Source organism: Streptomyces sp. Tu 2975 (assembly GCF_009832925.1).
Taxonomy (GTDB): domain Bacteria; phylum Actinomycetota; class Actinomycetes; order Streptomycetales; family Streptomycetaceae; genus Streptomyces.
Genome location: NZ_CP047140.1, coordinates 5,999,839 through 6,017,306, shown reverse-complemented (window position 1 = coordinate 6,017,306; position 17,468 = coordinate 5,999,839). Strand labels below are relative to the sequence as shown.

Annotated in this window: 15 protein-coding genes; 5 read left to right on the top strand and 10 right to left on the bottom strand. The window is 71.4% G+C overall.

Going from position 1 to position 17,468, the window contains the following annotated elements; genetic code table 11:
- Positions 1-181: 181 nt before the first annotated feature.
- Positions 182-700, top strand: a complete 519-nt coding sequence (locus GLX30_RS26670; protein WP_159693061.1) for a DUF3574 domain-containing protein — start codon at positions 182-184, stop codon at positions 698-700.
- Between the two features lie 78 nt (positions 701-778).
- On the opposite strand, the gene GLX30_RS26665 is transcribed toward GLX30_RS26670, so the two are convergent.
- The 4 genes from GLX30_RS26665 to GLX30_RS26650 all read right to left on the bottom strand — a co-directional run bounded on the left by GLX30_RS26665 (position 779) and on the right by GLX30_RS26650 (position 6,956).
- Positions 779-2,065 carry an SWIM zinc finger family protein gene (locus GLX30_RS26665; protein ID WP_159693059.1) on the bottom strand — a complete coding sequence of 429 codons (1,287 nt, stop codon included), beginning with the start codon at positions 2,063-2,065 and terminating at the stop codon, positions 779-781.
- Positions 2,062-4,971, bottom strand: a complete 2,910-nt coding sequence (locus tag GLX30_RS26660; protein WP_159693057.1) for a DEAD/DEAH box helicase — start codon at positions 4,969-4,971, stop codon at positions 2,062-2,064. The genes GLX30_RS26665 and GLX30_RS26660 overlap by 4 nt, the downstream gene beginning before the upstream one ends.
- A gap of 315 nt (positions 4,972-5,286) precedes the next feature.
- Positions 5,287-6,327, bottom strand: a complete 1,041-nt coding sequence (locus GLX30_RS26655; protein ID WP_159693055.1) for a slipin family protein — start codon at positions 6,325-6,327, stop codon at positions 5,287-5,289.
- A 167-nt stretch (positions 6,328-6,494) separates the two neighbouring features.
- The gene (locus tag GLX30_RS26650; RefSeq protein WP_159693053.1) at positions 6,495-6,956 is read right to left on the bottom strand and encodes a DoxX family protein; all 462 of its coding nucleotides are present in this window, start codon (positions 6,954-6,956) and stop codon (positions 6,495-6,497) included.
- A gap of 186 nt (positions 6,957-7,142) precedes the next feature.
- On the opposite strand from GLX30_RS26650, the gene GLX30_RS26645 reads away from it, so the two are divergent.
- Positions 7,143-7,400 (top strand): DUF6343 family protein, encoded by a 258-nt coding sequence (locus GLX30_RS26645; protein ID WP_159693051.1) that lies wholly within the window; start codon positions 7,143-7,145, stop codon positions 7,398-7,400.
- Between the two features lie 37 nt (positions 7,401-7,437).
- On the opposite strand, the gene GLX30_RS26640 is transcribed toward GLX30_RS26645, so the two are convergent.
- From GLX30_RS26640 to GLX30_RS26630, 3 genes are all read right to left on the bottom strand, one after another.
- Positions 7,438-7,803 carry a tetratricopeptide repeat protein gene (locus GLX30_RS26640; protein ID WP_159693049.1) on the bottom strand — a complete coding sequence of 122 codons (366 nt, stop codon included), beginning with the start codon at positions 7,801-7,803 and terminating at the stop codon, positions 7,438-7,440.
- Between the two features lie 80 nt (positions 7,804-7,883).
- Positions 7,884-8,498, bottom strand: a complete 615-nt coding sequence (gene coaE, locus GLX30_RS26635) for a dephospho-CoA kinase (RefSeq protein WP_159693047.1) — start codon at positions 8,496-8,498, stop codon at positions 7,884-7,886.
- A gap of 107 nt (positions 8,499-8,605) precedes the next feature.
- Entirely contained in the window at positions 8,606-9,544 is a 939-nt protein-coding gene (locus GLX30_RS26630; protein WP_159693045.1) for a PAC2 family protein, read from the bottom strand.
- A gap of 290 nt (positions 9,545-9,834) precedes the next feature.
- Between GLX30_RS26630 and GLX30_RS26625 the strand changes: the two genes are divergently transcribed.
- Entirely contained in the window at positions 9,835-10,794 is a 960-nt protein-coding gene (locus GLX30_RS26625; RefSeq protein WP_159693043.1) for a right-handed parallel beta-helix repeat-containing protein, read from the top strand.
- A 102-nt stretch (positions 10,795-10,896) separates the two neighbouring features.
- Here the strand turns inward: GLX30_RS26625 and rpsA are convergent, their stop codons facing one another.
- A complete protein-coding gene (gene rpsA, locus GLX30_RS26620) occupies positions 10,897-12,399 on the bottom strand; it encodes a 30S ribosomal protein S1 (protein ID WP_005318902.1) in 1,503 nt (500 codons plus the stop codon).
- Between the two features lie 362 nt (positions 12,400-12,761).
- On the opposite strand from rpsA, the gene GLX30_RS26615 reads away from it, so the two are divergent.
- Both GLX30_RS26615 and hrpB read left to right on the top strand, forming a co-directional pair.
- The gene (locus tag GLX30_RS26615) at positions 12,762-13,565 is read left to right on the top strand and encodes a methyltransferase domain-containing protein (protein ID WP_159693041.1); all 804 of its coding nucleotides are present in this window, start codon (positions 12,762-12,764) and stop codon (positions 13,563-13,565) included.
- A gap of 175 nt (positions 13,566-13,740) precedes the next feature.
- Complete coding sequence (gene hrpB, locus GLX30_RS26610; protein ID WP_159693039.1) at positions 13,741-16,227, top strand: ATP-dependent helicase HrpB; 2,487 nt, start codon at positions 13,741-13,743, stop codon at positions 16,225-16,227.
- Positions 16,228-16,242: 15 nt separating this feature from the next.
- Here hrpB and GLX30_RS26605 read toward each other — a convergent pair whose 3' ends face one another.
- Positions 16,243-17,229, bottom strand: a complete 987-nt coding sequence (locus GLX30_RS26605) for a DUF3068 domain-containing protein (protein ID WP_159693037.1) — start codon at positions 17,227-17,229, stop codon at positions 16,243-16,245.
- An 8-nt stretch (positions 17,230-17,237) separates the two neighbouring features.
- Complete coding sequence (locus tag GLX30_RS26600) at positions 17,238-17,375, bottom strand: SPW_0924 family protein (protein ID WP_159693035.1); 138 nt, start codon at positions 17,373-17,375, stop codon at positions 17,238-17,240.
- Between the last annotated feature and the right edge of the window lie 93 nt (positions 17,376-17,468).

The window sequence follows — 17,468 nt, the reverse complement described above, 5'->3', positions numbered from 1 at the left end:
CACCGGTCGGCCTGTCGGCCTGCCGGCTGCTCCGGCCCTGCTCCGGCCGCCCGCGCCGCGGTCCTCGTGCGGGTGGAATCCGGTCGGAGCCGGTGTTCGGCGGGCGAACGGACCTGCCGGTGGCCACAGTGAGCTGCACCGGCGAGTGCCGGGCCGCGATTCCACGAAAGGGTGCCGCACCGTGCCGACCTTCACGCAGAGCCGGAGCCAGGGCCAGAGGCAGAAGCAGAACCGGGCGCGGCGCACGCTGCTCGCCGCCGCGGGCGCGGCGGTCGCCGTGCTGACCGTCGGCGCACCGGCCGCGCAGGCGACGCTGGAGGACCAAGCGGCCGCGAAGCCTCGTGCGACGGCAGCGGTGACGGCGCGTGGTGAGGCATACCTCGAGACCCGGCTGTTCTTCGGCACGGAGCGGCCGGACGGCGGGCCTGACGTGACGGACGCGCAGTTCATGGCGTTCGTCGACCGCAGCGTCACGCCCCGGTTCCCTGACGGGCTGACGATCCAGGAGGGCCGCGGCCAGTGGCGGGACTCCAACGGCGTGGTCGAGCGGGAGCGTTCGTACGAACTCGTCCTGCTGTATCCGACGGCCGAGGCGCCTACCCGCGACCCGCAGATCGAAAGGATCCGTGACGCGTACGTCGCCGCGTACGGCCAGGACTCGGTCGCCAGGCTCGACGAACCGACGCTGGCGGACTTCTGACGCCGCCCGCCCTCTGTCGGCCGGACGCCGCGCCGTCATGGGCGGCCGTGGTGCCGTCACGTGGCCGCCGTAACGGCGTCATCTGCCGAGGAGCGCGGCCAGCGCTCCGACGGGGTCGGTGTCGGGGGTTCCGCGCGGCCACCAGTCCTCGCGGTCGGGGTCCGACTCGTACCCGTACCAGAGGCCGTCACGGCCGAGCCTCAGCTGGAGCGAGCGGGTGGAGAGCTGGTTGCGCCAGGGCCTGAAGCCGGGGAAGTCCGCGGCCGCCAGGGCGGGGCGCGCCCGGTCGAAGGGACCGGCGGGCGGATCCCACGGCTCTTCCAGGGCGGAGAGGGCCGCGGGACCGCCCTGACGCCACGCGGCGACGGCGCGTGCCAGGTCGGTGGGCGTGCGGTCGGCCGCGGCCGCGAGGTCGCGGTAGAGGGCGCGGGTGGAGGCGGTCAGCCCGGAGCCGGGGTGGGCGGCTGCCAGCCGGACGGCGTCCTGCCACCGGGTGAGCGCTGCGACGGGGTCGCGGCCGGTGGTGAGGAGGGTGTGGGCGCGGGCGGCCGCCTCACAGGCCAGCAGGTCCAGGGCGAGCGGGTCGGGGGCGCCGGGCGCGTGCGGGTAGGCCGGTGGGCGGCCCGCACGCCGCGGTGCCGGGAAGGGCGGCGGCAGGGGCGGCCGTACGGTGCCGGGAGCGACGGCCTCGCTCGCGGGCACGGTGGCCTGGGGGGCCGTGGCTGCGGCTGCGGTGTGCTCGGCCGCTGAACGGGCCGCGTTGCGGCGGGAGAGCGCAGCGAGGATCTCCCGTTCTCCCCGGCCGCGCATGAGGAACAGCACGAACGGGTCCTCGTCCAGCAGCCTGGCGGTCTGGTAGCAGAGGGCGGCAGCGTGCTTGCAGGGGTAGCCGTCGTCCGGGCAGGAGCAGTCGGGGATCAGGTCCCCAGGTGTCGGCAGCAGTTCGACGGCGGCCGCCAGCGTCTGCGGGACGTCCTTGTCGAGAAGCGCCGCCATGTGGTCGGGCCGTGACGCCGCCGCGGCGAGGAAGTCGTCCCAGTCGTCGTCGGTGAGCGTACGCAGGCGGATCTCCGTGCGGTACGGACGGGGCCTGCTGCCCTGTACGTACGCCATGACCTTGCCGGGCGTCACCGTGATCGCGGCGACGTTTCCCCGGGCGGCGTATGCACGGCCGCGCACCAGACGGGCGGGGTCGAGGGCGGCGTCCTCGAGCGCCTCCACCCAGGCGTTGCCCCACCATGTCGTGGCCGGGTCCTCGCCGGCGAGCGGTTCGATCGGGGGGAACGTCCGGCGCTGATCGTCGTGTTGGGGGCCGGCCGGCGCTCCCGGCCGGGAGCGGGAGCCACCGTGCGCGCGGGGGGTCATGAGAGCCTCCGCAGGGAGACGAGGTCGGACAGTTCACGGTCGGTGAGCTCGGTCAGCGCCGCCTCTCCGGATCCCAGCACCGCGTCCGCCAGGGCGCGCTTGGAAGCGAGCATCTCCGCGATGCGGTCCTCGACCGTGCCCTCGGTGACGAGCCGGTGGACCTGCACGGGCTGCGTCTGGCCGATGCGGTAGGCGCGGTCGGTGGCCTGCTCCTCGACGGCAGGGTTCCACCAGCGGTCGTAGTGGATCACATGACCGGCCCTGGTGAGGTTCAGCCCGGTGCCTGCCGCCTTGAGCGACAGGATGAACACCGGCACCTCTCCCGACTGGAAGCGGTCGACCATGCGCTCGCGCTCGGCTACGGGTGTCCCGCCGTGGAGCAGCTGGCTGGGGATCGCGCGGGAGGTGAGATGCGCGGAGAGCAGGCGGGCCATGGACACGTACTGCGTGAAGACGAGCACGGAGCCGTCCTCGGACAGGATGGTCTCGAGAAGCTCGTCGAGGAGAGCCAGCTTCCCCGAGCGACCGGCCAGTCGGACCACGGCGCCACCACCGCTCCCGGATCGCGCGCCGCCACGGGGATCTCCACCACTCAGCGACGCGGCCCCGGTACCCCGGCCCTCGCCGGACTCCTTGAGGAACTGGGCGGGATGGTTGCAGATCTGCTTGAGGGCCGTGAGCAGCTTCATCACCAGGCCACGGCGCGCGATGCCCTCCGAGGCCTCGATCGCCGCCATCGTCTCCCGCACCACTGCCTCGTAGAGGGACGCCTGCTCACGGGTGAGCGGTACCGGATGATCCGACTCCGTCTTCGGGGGCAGCTCGGGCACGATGCCCGGGTCGGACTTCTTACGGCGCAGCAGGAACGGGCGGACGAGCCGGGCGAGCCGCTCGACGGCGTCGTCGTCCTCACCGTTCTCCACGAGGCGGGCGTGGCGGGAGCGGAAGGCCTTGAGCGGGCCGAGGAGTCCGGGGGTCGTCCAGTCCAGCAGTGCCCACAGCTCGGAGAGGTTGTTCTCCACGGGAGTGCCGGTGAGGGCCACTCGGGCGGACGTGGGGATCGTACGCAGAGCCTTGGCGGTCGCGGAGAAGGGGTTCTTCACGTGCTGGGCCTCGTCGGCCACGACCATCCCCCAGCTGTGCGAGGCGAGTTGCTCCGCGCTGCTGCGCATCGTGCCGTACGTGGTCAGGACGAAGCCGCCGTCCGGCATGTCGAGGGTGCGGCCGGCGCCGTGGAACCGCCGTACGGGCACGTCAGGGGCGAAGCGGGCGATCTCCCGTTGCCAGTTGCCGAGCAGCGACGCCGGGCAGACGACGAGCGTCGGCGTGGTGCGTGCCCGGCGCAGATGCAGGGCGATCACGGTGACGGTCTTGCCGAGTCCCATGTCGTCGGCGAGGCAGCCGCCGAGGCCGAGCGAGGTCATGAGGTCCAGCCACGCCAGGCCCCGGAGCTGATAGTCCCGCAAGGTCGCGCGCAGGCCCTCAGGTGCTTCGACGGCGGCTGTCGGTGCTGTGAGGCGGTCACGTAGGGCTGCCAGCGCGCCCGTGGGCACGGCATCCACGGTCTCCCCGTCGACCTCCGCCGTACCGGTCAGCGCCACCGCCAGCGCGTCGACCGGCTCCAGCAGGCCGAGCTCCCGCTTGCGTGCCTTGCGGACGAGATCGGGATCGACGACGACCCACCTATCGCGCAGTCGCACGATGGGGCGGTGCGCCTCGGCGAGCGCGTCCATCTCGCGCTCCGTCAGCGGATCCCCCTCGAGTGCCAGCTGCCAGTCGAAGGAGAGCAGTTGCTCGCTGTCGAAGAAGGGTGTGCCGTCGGTGGCGGAGCCGGGAGCGGAGCGCACGACGGCAGCGGCCGTGAGCGTGCGCGCGAGCTCTTTCGGCCAGTGGACGGCCACGCCCGCCGCGTCGAGGCGGGCGGCGCCGGGTCCGAGCAGCTCGTACAGCTCGTCCTCCGTCATCGGCAGCACGTCCGGCACGTCCCGCTCGAGCAGTCGGGCGAGCGGCTGCCAGGCGCGGGCCGCGCGGCGCAGTGCCAGCACGGTGTCGATCCGGGCGCGCGGCCCGAAGTGCTCGTCGCCCGCCCCCGCCCAGAGCCTTGCCGCGTCCATGACGAGAGTGGGGTCGGCGAGGCTGTGCACCTGCACGAGGGCGGCTGCTGCGTTGCGCTCCGCGCCGCCGTCCGGGGCGGTGTCGAAGAACTCGTAGGCGGACAGGTCGAGGCGCAGGGAGACCCGGACGCCCGCGTCCATCCCTGCCGCTGCCTCGGCGGCCCATTCGCGCGCCCCGGGCAGATGCTGCGGCGCGGCGGCCGCGAACGGCGCGCCCGCCGCGAACTCGGCGGCCGGCGTGCGCGGCAGGCTGTCGGCCACGGCATCGAAGAAGGCCCGTACCAGGGCCTCGGGCTCGGGGAGCCGCAGAGGCGGGGAGCCGTCGGCGGGCACGGCGTGTGCCTCGTACGGCATGGCGGCGGCGACAGCTCTCAGCTGGGCGATGTCATCGGCGTCCAGCGGCCCGGCCCGCCAGGCGTCGTGGTCGGAGGGTGTCAGCCCCGGCAGCAGCCGGCCGCGGGCGACGAGGTGCAGGGCATGCAGCACGGCCGCGCCCCAGCAGGCGGCGGCCGGGTGGGCGGCCGGGTCCCGCCTGGCGGCCATCAGCAGCGGGGCGGCGTCCACGACGGTCATGACGACGGCGGGAACGGTGGCGCTGCGGACCTCGGGGCCGTCGGAGCCGTCCGGACGCACGACCGTGATCTCGCCGTCCGCTCCGGGGAGCACACGACCTGCCGGGTCCCAGAACGCGACGCGGCCCTCGCGGGGCAACGCGGCGGGCAGGAAGACGGCGGCAGCGGCCCGGAGGGATGCGGCGCCCGTATCCGTCACCGCCTCCGTGCCTGAACCCATGACCGAGATCACCGCGTCCCTCCTCTCCCGTGAGTGCCGGCTCCGACTTCGCACCGACGACCTTACGGGCGGGGTCTGACACTCGAGATGACACGGCTGTGACCTGGGCCTTCTGCCGTTGGCTCTTCCGGCCCCGAGGCAGTCGGCGGGCGCCGACCGCGCCGAGCGCCGCAGCTGCCTCCGGCTCCGTCGCGCGGACCCTGGCCGGACCGCCCGACGCCGATGCACCGCGAGGCAGCCTCGATCGCCCCTCTGATCAGGTCAGCAGCAGCACGGCGCGTGAACAGCGCAGCGCGGTGCCTGCCCCCGGACGGTTCAGGAGACCGCGCCCGGTCCCGGCACCATCGGCGGCACGTCGCCGACCCGCGAGGGACCGGCCGGTGAAGCGTCCTCCGCGGCGTCCTCACCGCCTCCCGTGGCCATCGGCGGCATTTCGTCGGCCGGCAGCGAACCTGCCGCCGCAGGGTCCTCACCGGCCGCCATGGGGAGAGCGGCTTCGGCCGTTCCGGCCGCCACCTCGGGTGAAGGCGGAGTGCCCGCGTCGGTCACCTCGCCCTGCCGGCCCTGCCGGCCGGCCTCGACCGGTTCGCCAGGCTGTGGCGCGGCCCGTTCCAGGAACCGCAGCAACTCCACGGGGAACGGCAGCACCAGCGTGGAGTTCTTCTCCGCCGCCACCGCCACCACCGTCTGCAGCAGTCGCAGTTGGAGCGCCGCGGGCTGCTTGGACATCTCGCCGGCAGCCTGCGCCAGCTTCTTGGACGCCTGGAGTTCGGCGTCCGCGTTGATGACGCGGGCCCTCCGCTCGCGATCCGCCTCCGCCTGGCGTGCCATCGAGCGCTTCATGGTCTCCGGCAGCGACACGTCCTTGATCTCGACGCGGTCGATCTGGACGCCCCAGCCGACCGCCGGGCTGTCGATCATCAGCTCGAGGCCCTGGTTGAGCTTTTCGCGGTTGGAGAGCAGGTCGTCCAGGTCGCTCTTGCCGATGATGGAACGCAGCGAGGTCTGTGCCATCTGAGAGACGGCGAAGCGGTAGTCCTCGACCTCGATGACCGCGTTGGCCGCGTCGATCACTCGGAAGTAGACGACCGCGTCGACGCGGACCGTGACGTTGTCCCTGGTGATGCCTTCCTGGGCCGGTACGGGCATGGTCACTATCTGCATGTTGACCTTGCGTATCCGGTCGACGGCCGGAACGATCATGGTGAATCCCGGGCGTCTCACGTCGCCGTGCAGACGTCCCAGACGGAAGACCACACCGCGCTCGTACTGCTTGACGATGCGCGCTGCGGCCATCGCATAGGCCACGAGCCCCGTCGCCACTGCCACGCCGGCCACCGCCAGCTCCTCGATCATCGGGGCACCCCCTCGTCGTCCGGGGCGGTCATGGAATACCACGGTATGACCGTTATGCCCTATGGGGCGATATCCACCCCTCGCACACATCCGCACCGGCCGCGCGCAGCCACGCCGGTGTCCCGCGGTGGGGCGCCCGGCGTGGCCGCATCCGGCCGGTGCCACGCTCAGACGCGATCGCGCACAAAGGCGACGAGTTCGGCGTTGTGGCGGCGGCGGACAACCGCGACGACGGCGAGCAGCACGAAGAAGACGACCGGAGTGAGGGCGTTCTCCCCGTCGAACACGGTCAGCTGTGTCACGAACGCGCCGATCATCAGTCCCATCAGGGCAAGGGCCGAGATCCCCGACAGGATCGGGATCACCAGAGCCACCGCGCCGGCCATTTCCAGACCGCCCACCAGGTACATGTACCAGTCGCCGTAGCCGATTCTGTCGAACCCCTCCGCCGCGGACGAGTGCCCCACGAGCTTGGGGGCGGCGCTCGCGATCGCGAAGAACAGTGCGAGCACCATCTGCAGCGTGCGTACGGCAAGGTGGGTGCGCCGCCCCGGCCCTGCGGCGGCCACGGTTCCGGCGGAAGCGGACGCGAGGGAGGAGGCGGGCGTGGTGGGGGTGCTGGCGGACATGACTGGCTCCTCGAGCGAGAGGCGATAGGGACGCGTCGGCGCTTCGGGTCTCCGTAGCGCTTTCACACAGTCAGACCGCCATGGGCACGAAAAGTCATCGCCGCTGACAGAGAAGAACGGGTGTCGGCGAGGAACGGTCATGCATGACGGCAGGTGCATCCTGGGGAAGAGGGAGATGTGATGCCGATGCGTACTGGGAGTGAACCCGTCACCGCGCGCAGTCCTCTGCGGATGCGTTTCTGGCTCGGCGTGTGGGGTCTCCTCTGGACGGCCGGCGGCACGATCGCCTTCGCGCTGGTGGGCCGGGCCGGCTGGGCCATCGCCTGCGGGGTGCTCTGCGTCGTCGTGGCCGTCGACCTGATCCTGGTCGTGCGGCACATCCGGCAGGGCCCTCACTACCAGCCGGGCCGTGACGTCCCACCGTACGACCCCGATCGGGGCTGAGCGGCCGGGATCCCCGCCTCTCCGCTGCTTGCGGATGTCACTCGGTGTCGAACCGGGCGGCCTTCAGATACTCCGGGTTCGGGTCCAGGGCCGCCGCCAGCCGGAAGTGCCGCTTGGCCTGCTCGGGCTTGCCCGCCCGCTCGAAGGTCCGCGCGAGCGCGAAGTGGGCGAACGCGTTGTCCGGCTCACGCTCGAGAACGAGCTCGAATTCGAGCTCCGCCGGACGCAATTGGGCCGACAGGAAGAACGCTCGTGCGCGCAGCAGACGGGCCGCCGTGTTCTCGGGGTGAGCCGCGATCACCGAATCGAGCAGCTTGACGGCCCCGCGCGGGTCCCGCGCGGCCAGCAGCTGCTCGGCAGCGCGAAAGTCGATGACGTGCGTTTCCGGGTTGCTGTTCGACACGCTCGCATCCTTCCCTGACGGATCCGTTCCAACACAGGGGGGTTCGGCGCTATTCCGGCCGCCCGCGCGTCGTGGGGCGGTCAGCTCTGCGCCTGACCCGAAGCCGCGCGTCGGGTCAGCTCCTGCCACACCTCGCGTACCTGAGGCTCCAGTTCCTCCAACGGCCCGTCGTTGTCGATGACAAGATCGGCGATGGCCAGCCGCTCCTCACGCGTGGCCTGCGCCGCCATCCTCGAGCGCGCCTCGCCCTCCGTCATCCCGCGCAACCGTACGAGCCGGTCCAGCTGCGTCTTCTGCGACGCGTCCACCACGACGACCAGGTCGTACAGGGACCGGAGCTTGTTCTCCGTGAGCAGTGGCACGTCGTGGACGACCACGTCGTCCGAACCCGCCGCCTGCTCCAGTTCGCGGGAGCGGGCGCCGACCAAGGGGTGCACGATGCCGTTCAGGGTGGCAAGACGCTCGGCGTCGGCGAAGACGATCGAGCCGAGCTTGGGACGGTCAAGGCTGCCGTCGGCGGTCAGTACCTCCGGGCCGAAGGCGTCCACGACGGCGGCGAGCCCGGGGGTCCCGGGCTCGACGACCTCACGTGCGATCTTGTCGGCATCGACCACGACCGCCCCGTAGGAGGCCAGCAGCCGGGACACTTCGCTCTTGCCGGCGCCGATGCCACCGGTCAGACCCACTGTCAGCATGCGCCGCAGCCTACGCGAGCGCCTCGTCGCGGCTTCGGCCCGGCCGGGACCCCCAGGCGCTGCCTCGGTGGGCTGCCGCAGTTCGGCGGCCGTCCCGAACGGACCGGCTAGGCGTCGCCCTCACGCTCCGCGAGGAAGCGCTCGAACTCCCGGCCGATCTCGTCCGCCGACGGCAGTTCCACGGCCTCCGCGACAAGGCTGCCGCGAGTCTCGGCACCCGCCATCGCGTCGTACTGGTGCTCAAGACCCTGCACAAGGGCGATGAGCTCTTCGTCGCCCTCCCCGATCTGCCGCTCGATCTCCGTCTGGGTGCGGTGAGCCTCGGTCCGCAACGCGTGCGCGATTCCGGGCAGCACCAGCCCCGTGGCGGCCGTGATCGCCTCCAGCACGGTCAGGGCCGCGTCCGGGTACGAGGAGCGAGCCACGTAGTGCGGCACATGGGCGGCCACGCCGAGTACGTCGTGACCTGCCTGCATGAGGCGGTACTCCACGAGCGCCTCCGCGCTGCCGGGTACCTGCGCCTCGTCGAAGGGGCTGCGATGCCCGGGCATGAGGTCGGTGCGGTTGCCGTGAGGGGTGATGCCCACGGGGCGGGTGTGCGGGACGCCCATCGGGATGCCGTGGAAGTTGACCGCGAGACGCACCCCGAGCCGCTCGATGATCTGGCCGACCGCGGCCGCGAAGCGCTCCCACTCGACGTCCGGCTCGGGGCCGGAGAGCAGCAGGAACGGTGCACCGGTGGCGTCCTGGACGAGCCTGAGCTCGAGGGAGGGCGTGTCGTAGCCGGACCAGCGGTCGCGGCGGAAGGTCAGCAGCGGGCGCCGTGCCCGGTAGTCCACGAGCCTGTCGTGGTCGAACCGCGCCACCACTTGGTGAGGAAGCGTCTCCAGCAGGTTGTCGACGATCTGCTCGCCGGTCTCCCCCGCGTCGATGTAGCCGTCGAAGTGGTACAGCATGACCAGGCCGGCCGACTCCTGCGCGAGCGCCATGTCGACGACCGCGAGACCCTTCGGCTCCCACTCGTACAAACCCTGCGGATCAAGCACGATTACCGCTCCTCCTCGTGTTCGAAGACAAGAACGCGCGCCGGCACATCTGCATTCCCGGTTCCCCCCTGCCACGGCGCCTGCCCGGGCCGCCGGTCCCGAACGTCCCGCTGCCGCCGGGCAGTTCGGATGCCCGCCCAAGGAGTGAGGTCTGGTACGGACCTTGACACCCCATTGCCCCGTCCCTACCGTCACGGGTCAACGCGCGCGTTCAGAATCCCACCCGATGTTCATGTACGAGAACCGTACAAGGACTGTCCCCACTCGGACCGACGGGAAGGTACTCCCCCATGCGCATCAGAAAACCGCTCCCCTCCTTGCTCGCCTCCCTGCTCGCGGCCGGCGGGCTGTCCCTGCTGGCCACCCCGGCGGATGCCGCATCGGTCATCGACGTGGACACCGCCACCGAACTGAAGGCCGCCCTCACTGCGGCCCGCCCCGGCGACACGATCCAGCTCGCCGACGGCACGTACACCGGCAACTTCAAGACCAGCGTGGACGGCACGTCGAGCTCCCGTATCATGCTGACAGGCTCGTCTCGAGCCGTGCTCAAGGCAGGCGGCGGCTACGGGCTCCACCTCAACGGCGCCTCCTACTGGACCGTCAGGGGAATCACGGTCACCGGCGGGCAGAAGGGCATCATGACGGACACCGCGGACGGTGTCGTCATCGACTCGGTCACCGTTCACGGCCTCGACATGGAAGGCGTCCACTTCCGCAACTCCAGCCGCGACGGCGTCATCAAGAACTCGCGCATCCACGACACCGGGAACGACGGCAGGGGGATGGGCGAGGGCGTGTACGTCGGTTCGGCCGGCGGCACCTCCGACCGGAGCGACAACGTGCAGATCCTCGACAACACCATCGGCCCGGACGTCGGCGGCGAGGCCGTCGACATCAAGGAGGGCACGACCGGCGCGAAGATCATCGGAAACACCTTCGACGGCCGCGGCCTGACCGGTGCGAACTACGACGACTCCTGGGTCGACGTGAAGGGCAACAACGTCCTCGTGGAGAACAACACCGGCAGGAACACCACGAACAACGGCTACGAGACCCACACCCAGCAGAGCGGCTGGGGCTGCGGCACCGTGTTCCGCGGCAACAACTCGGATCTGCGCGGCGCGACCGGCGCCAAGCAGCTCGCCGTCAGCGTCACCAACCAGAGTTCGAGCTGCCGCACGACCGTCTACGCGAGCAACACCGTGACCGGAGGCAAGGGTCTGACCAACATCGCGGTCACACCATAGCCGCCATGACACACGTGGTGGTCCGACCGGAACAGCGGTGAGGCCCGCTCCCCCGAAGGGGAGCGGGCCTCACATCAGCTGGTCAGCTGTCCGGGCAGAGCGTCAGCTCTGGCCGCCGGCCAGCTTCTCGCGCAGGGCGGCAAGCGCCTCGTCCGACGCCAGGGCGCCGGAGTTGTCGTCCGACTCCGAGGAGTACGAACCGCCGGAGGCACCCGCGGGGGCGCCGGCCGGGGCAGCGGTGCCACCCTCGGCAGCGGCGGCCTCGTCGGCCTCGCGGGACTTGATGACCTGGGCCTGGTGCTGCTCGAAGCGCTGCTGCGCCTCGGCGTACTGCGTCTCCCACGCCTCGCGCTGGGACTCGAAGCCCGGCAGCCAGTCGTTGGTCTCCGGGTCGAAGCCCTCGGGGTAGATGTAGTTGCCCTGGTCGTCGTACGACGCGGCCATGCCGTACAGGGTCGGGTCGAACTCGACCGAGGCCGGGTCGGCACCGAAGGACTCGTTGGCCTGCTTCAGCGAGAGGCTGATGCGGCGGCGCTCGAGGTCGATGTCGATGACCTTGACGAAGATCTCGTCGTTGACCTGGACGACCTGCTCCGGGATCTCCACGTGGCGCTCGGCCAGCTCGGAGATGTGGACCAGACCCTCGATGCCCTCGTCGACGCGGACGAACGCACCGAACGGAACGAGCTTGGTGACCTTACCCGGGACGACCTGACCGATCTGGTGGGTCCGGGCGAACTGCTGCCACGGGTCCTCCTGCGTCGCCTTCAGCGACAGGGAGACACGCTCGCGGTCCATGTCGACGTCGAGAACCTCGACGGTGACTTCCTGGCCGACCTCGACAACCTCGGACGGGTGGTCGATGTGCTTCCAGGACAGCTCGGAGACGTGGACGAGACCGTCGACGCCGCCCAGGTCCACGAACGCACCGAAGTTGACGATCGAGGAGACGACGCCGGAGCGGACCTGGCCCTTCTGCAGGGTGGTGAGGAACGTCTGGCGAACCTCGGACTGGGTCTGCTCGAGCCAGGCGCGGCGGGACAGGACCACGTTGTTGCGGTTCTTGTCCAGCTCGATGATCTTCGCCTCGAGCTCCTTGCCCACGTAGGGCTGGAGGTCGCGGACACGGCGCATCTCGACGAGGGAGGCCGGCAGGAAGCCACGGAGGCCGATGTCGAGGATGAGACCACCCTTGACAACCTCGATGACGGTGCCGGTGACGATGCCGTCCTCTTCCTTGATCTTCTCGATGGTGCCCCAGGCACGCTCGTACTGGGCGCGCTTCTTCGAGAGGATCAGGCGGCCTTCCTTGTCCTCCTTCTGAAGGACAAGGGCCTCGATCTCGTCGCCGACCTTGACGACCTCGTTCGGGTCGACGTCGTGCTTGATCGAGAGCTCACGGCTCGGGATGACACCTTCGGTCTTGTAACCGATGTCGAGCAGGACCTCGTCCCGGTCGACCTTCACGATGACGCCGTCGACGATGTCGCCGTCGTTGAAGTACTTGATCGTCTCGTCGATCGCGGCGAGGAAGGCTTCCTCGTTACCGATGTCGTTGACCGCAACCTGCGGGGTGGTGGCGGTGGTCTCGGTGCTGCTCGTCATGTGGGAAAGGGCTCCGGTACGGACATTGAAGTCGTAGGTACTGCTACGCCGAGAGCCGGTGTCGCAGCTGCATAACCGGACAGCCTTCGAAGCGCCGCCCGAGCGATCCGAAGATCTCTGGAGGCGCCTCGTGAACCGAGGGATACATACAGATGCGAGCGCGGCCTGCTCGGTCTGAGGCGCGCAGGCTCGCAGCGCAACTTGTAGCATACGGGGGCAGCCGGACACGGTCAATGCGCGAAGGCGCACACCGGGGGTGGAAGACCACAATTCCGGCACAACTCTTGTCCGCCGAGGCCACGATGGCGTCTTTCGAAGCCCGGTTCTCGGCGCGCTGGACGCAAACTACAACGACGGTGACGATGAGCCAAGATTTTGAACCGGAAGCGACCCGCCGTAGCACCGGGGATGCGGAGAGCAGCCGGGCGAGCCGCGGCTGGTGGGACCGGAACGCCGACGAGTACCAGAGTGAACACGGCGCGTTCCTGGGCGACGACCGGTTCGTATGGGGACCTGAAGGACTCGACGAGGCGGATGCGGCGCTGCTCGGCCCGGCGGGTTCACTGACGGGACTGGACGTCCTGGAGATCGGCGCCGGCGCTGCCCAGTGCTCACGCTGGCTCGCCGCGCAGGGCGCCAGGCCGGTGGCGCTCGACCTCTCCCACCGCCAGTTGCAGCACGCGCTGCGCATCGGCGGAGAGGTGCCGCTGGTCGAGGCGGACGCGGGCGTGCTGCCGTTCCGGGACGGCGCCTTCGACCTGGCGTGCTCCGCCTACGGCGCGGTTCCGTTCGTCGCCGACCCGGTACGGGTGTTCCGGGAGGTCAGGCGGGTGCTGCGGCCCGGCGGGCGTTGGGTCTTCTCCGTGACCCACCCGATCCGCTGGGCGTTCCCGGACGAGCCGGGGCCGGAAGGCCTGTCTGTGGCCGCGTCGTACTTCGACCGCACGCCTTACGTGGAGCAGGACGAGGAGGGCCGAGCGGTCTACGTGGAGCACCACAGGACGCTCGGTGACCGCGTGCGGGACGTGGTGGCCGGCGGCTTCCGGCTGGTCGACCTGGTCGAGCCCGAGTGGCCCGCCGGGAACAGCCAGGAGTGGGGCGGCTGGTCCCCGCTGCGCGGCAACCTGATCCCGGGGACGGCGATCTTCGTCTGCGAGCGGGACTGACCGCGGAGCCGACACGAAGGACCGCGGCGCATGCGACGGACCGCGTCGCCAAGACCGTCCGGCGCGGGAGGCTGGTCATCGCGGAACGACCACACCGCGCCGGATTGTCGTACAGGCCCACCGGGGCTGTGGACAGCCGCGTCCGCGGTTCGCCGGGACGTACGAGACTGAGCCCGTGATCCGAAACGACGCAATCGACCGCCTTCCCGTCCGCCATGCCGTCGACGAGCTGCTCGGCGCGCTCGACGAGCACGGCACGGCCGTGCTGTGCGCTCCGCCGGGCACCGGCAAGACCACGCTGGTGCCGTTGGTCCTCGCCGAGACCGGCGCCAGGGTCGTGGTCGCCGAACCACGCCGGATAGCGGCCCGCGCGGCGGCGCGGCGGATGGCCTGGCTCCTCGGCGAGAAGGTGGGCGGCCGGGTGGGCTTCACCGTCCGCGGCGAGCGCGTGGTCGGTCCGGAGACCGTCGTGGAGGTTGTCACCACCGGCGTGCTGCTCCAGCGGTTGCAGCGCGACCAGGAGCTGGCCGGTGTGGACGCGGTGATGCTCGACGAGTGCCACGAGCGGCATCTCGACGCCGACACCGTCGCCGCCTTCCTGCTGGATGTACGCGCCACCCTGCGTCCGGAGCTGCGGCTCTTGGCCGCCTCCGCGACGACGGACGCGGAAGGGTGGGCGCGGCTCCTCGGCGACGCGCCGGTGGTGCGGGCCGAGGGCATCGCGCATCCGGTCGAGACCGTCTGGGCCCCTCCTGCCCGTCCGGTTCGGCCGCCGCACGGGATGCGGGTCGATCCCGCGCTGCTGACGCATGTGGCTTCCGTGGTGCGCAGGGCGCTCGAGGAACGTGAGGGGGACGTGCTCTGCTTCCTGCCGGGCGTGGGCGAGATCGGCCGCGTGGCCGGGCAGCTCGCGGGGGCGGGCCCGGAAGTCCTCCAGGTCCACGGCCGGGCGCCGACGGCCGTCCAGGACGCGGTGCTCTCCGGCGGTGACGCCCGCCGGGTGATCCTCGCGACGTCGGTGGCCGAATCGTCCCTGACCGTGCCGGGAGTGCGCGTCGTCGTGGACTCCGGGCTGGCGCGTGAGCCACGCACGGACCACGCGCGGGGCCTGAGCGCCCTCACGACCGTGCGGGCTTCGCAGGCTTCCGGTCGCCAGCGGGCGGGCAGGGCCGGCCGCGAGGGGCCCGGCGCGGTGTACCGCTGCTGGACGGAGGCGGAGGACACCCGGCTTCCGCGTTTCCCCGCCCCGGAGATCAAGGTCGCGGATCTGACGGCGTTCGCCCTGCACGTGGCGTGCTGGGGCGACCCGGCAGCCGCCGGTCTGGCACTCCTGGACGCTCCTCCGCCGGGCGCAATGGCCGCCGCGCGCTCGGTGCTGGCCGCGATCGGCGCGGTCGACGCGTCGGGCAGGGCCACCGGCCGTGGCTCCCGGATGTCGCGGCTGGGCGTGCATCCGCGGCTGGCCCGGGCCCTCCTCGACGGCTCCGCCCAGGTGGGCGCCCGGCGCGCGGCCGAGGTGGTGGCGCTGCTGAGCGACGAACCGCCGCGGGAGTACGGGGACGACCTGGCCGGCGCCTGGCGAGCGGCCCGGCGCGGCAACGACGCGTACGGAGCACGGTGGCGTGCGGAGATCCGCCGGCTGGAGTCGTCACTCGGCGGCGGCACGGGGCACCCGGCGGGACCGTCCGGCGACGACGCCGTCGCGGGGCTCGTCGCCGCGCTCGCGTTCCCTGAGCGGGTGGCGCGGCGGCGCGGGGACGGGGCGTATCTGATGGCTTCCGGCACCGGAGGCCTGCTCGACGCGGGATCGGCTGTGCGCGACGCCCCCTGGCTGGCGGTCGCCGTCGCCGACCGCCCCGCCACCGCCGTGTCCGCGCGGATCAGGCTCGCCGCCGTCCTCGACGAGGACGGCGCCCGCCACGCCGCCTCCCACCTTCTGTCCCGGAGCGAGGATGTCCACTGGGAGGACGGTGACGTGGTGGCCCGGCGCGTGGAGCGCCTGGGTGCGGTCGAGCTGTCCGTACGCCCCTTGAGCACGCCCGACCCCGGGCTGGTGCGAGAGGCGTTGCTGGAGGGCCTGCGGCGGGAAGGGCTCGGGCTGCTGCACTGGACGCGCGAGACGCACGGGCTGCGCGAGCGGCTCGCCTTCCTGCACAGGGTGCTGGGCGCGCCGTGGCCGGACGTGTCGGACGCAGAGCTGCTCGATCGGGCCGATGAGTGGCTGGAGCCGGAGCTGTCCCGCGCCCGGCGGCGGGCGGACCTCGGCCGCATCCAGGCCGGTCAGGCATTGCAGCGGCTGCTGCCGTGGGCGACCGGCGACGCGGCCAGGCTGGACGAGCTCGCGCCGGAGAGGATCGAGGTGCCGAGCGGGTCCCGGATACGGGTCGAGTACGGCGGGGAGCAGCCGGTGCTCGCGGTGAAGCTCCAAGAACTGTTCGGGCTGCGCGAGACGCCTGAGGTCGCCGGTGTACCTGTGGTGGTGCACCTCCTCTCCCCCGCCGGCCGGCCGGCGGCGGTCACCGCGGATCTGGCCTCGTTCTGGCGTGAGGGCTACCGGGCGGTGCGGGCGGAGCTGCGCGGCCGTTATCCGAAGCATCCCTGGCCCGAGGATCCGGCGACGGCGGAACCGACGCGGCACACGAAGGCGCGGCTCAGACCCTGAGCGGTTCGGTACAGCTCAGGCCCTGAGCGGTTCCGGAGCGGGTGCGACGCCCGCAGGGCCGGGGCGGCGGCGTGCCTCCAGCCACAGGGCCGGGGCCAGCAGTCCAAGGCCTGCGACCAGGAACCCCCACGGGAGGTGGGAGGTCATGAGCAGGACCGTACGGCGCTGGGAGGTGACCAGCTCGACTGTGGAGTCGACGTAGTCGGGGCGCATCTTCACATGCCCGGCGAAGGCGGTGACCTTGTCGCGCCCACCGAGCAGGGAGCCGCCGCGCAGTTCCTCCCGGTGGATCTCCTCGCCGTTCACGGGCGCTCCGGTGACTGGTTCCACCCAGAACATGCGCTTGGTGGTGTACCAGCGGGTGGTGCCGGTCTGCTTCTCGAGGGTGGTCGCGTCGATTCCGGGGATGGGCATCCGCTTCGGGTAGGGCACCTTGGTCCAGGGGATGGTCTGCTCGAAGTAGTACACCTCCAGACCGCGGAACTCCCGGGTGCCCTTGTAGTGGATGGGGGCGGATGTCCGGGCCTGGGCGTCGAAGTACACGTAGTCCCGCTTCTCGGTGAGGAACGGCCACTTGAACTCGATGCCCTCGCGCCGCACCGCGTCGCCGTCGACGGACTCGCCGGTGGCGTGCACCGGCTCCTGGGTGTGCGCGTCGAAGATGTAGCGCTCGGGGATCTGCGACACCATCGCGCCGTCGGGCCCTTGGATGTAGGAGAGGGAGTCCCAGACGACGACGTCGCGGCCCGCGGTGCGTTCGATCCGCTCGGACTCCTCCACGTTGCCCTTGAGGGTCTGCACGATGGTGACCTTCTCGACCTTCTTCGCCTCGAGGGTGCTGTAGTCGAGGAGCGTCGCGGGCTTCGCCTCGAGCACCATCTCCTGGTACTGGCCGGCGGGGATCTTGGCGAGCCGGGGGAAGGCGTACCAGCGCAGCAGCGGGGACAGGGCGGCGAAGAAGACCGCCAGGGCGACGAGTACGAGACCGGCTCTGCTGCGCATGGCGTCCCTCAGTCCTTGGGGCCGGGGACGGTCGTCAGCAGCGGCTCCGGCGAGGTCTCGCCGGCCGGTGCGCCGATCGCCGTGACGGTGAGCACGAGGGCGAGGGCGGCGGCGAGTCCGACGGCGGCGGCGACGAGGGCGCGCATGCTCGGCCTCCCGGAACAGATCTGATAGGTCGTCAGGTGTGGGCACCGTAGCAACGTGACCGGAAGAAGAGAACACACAGCACCGCCCCTGTC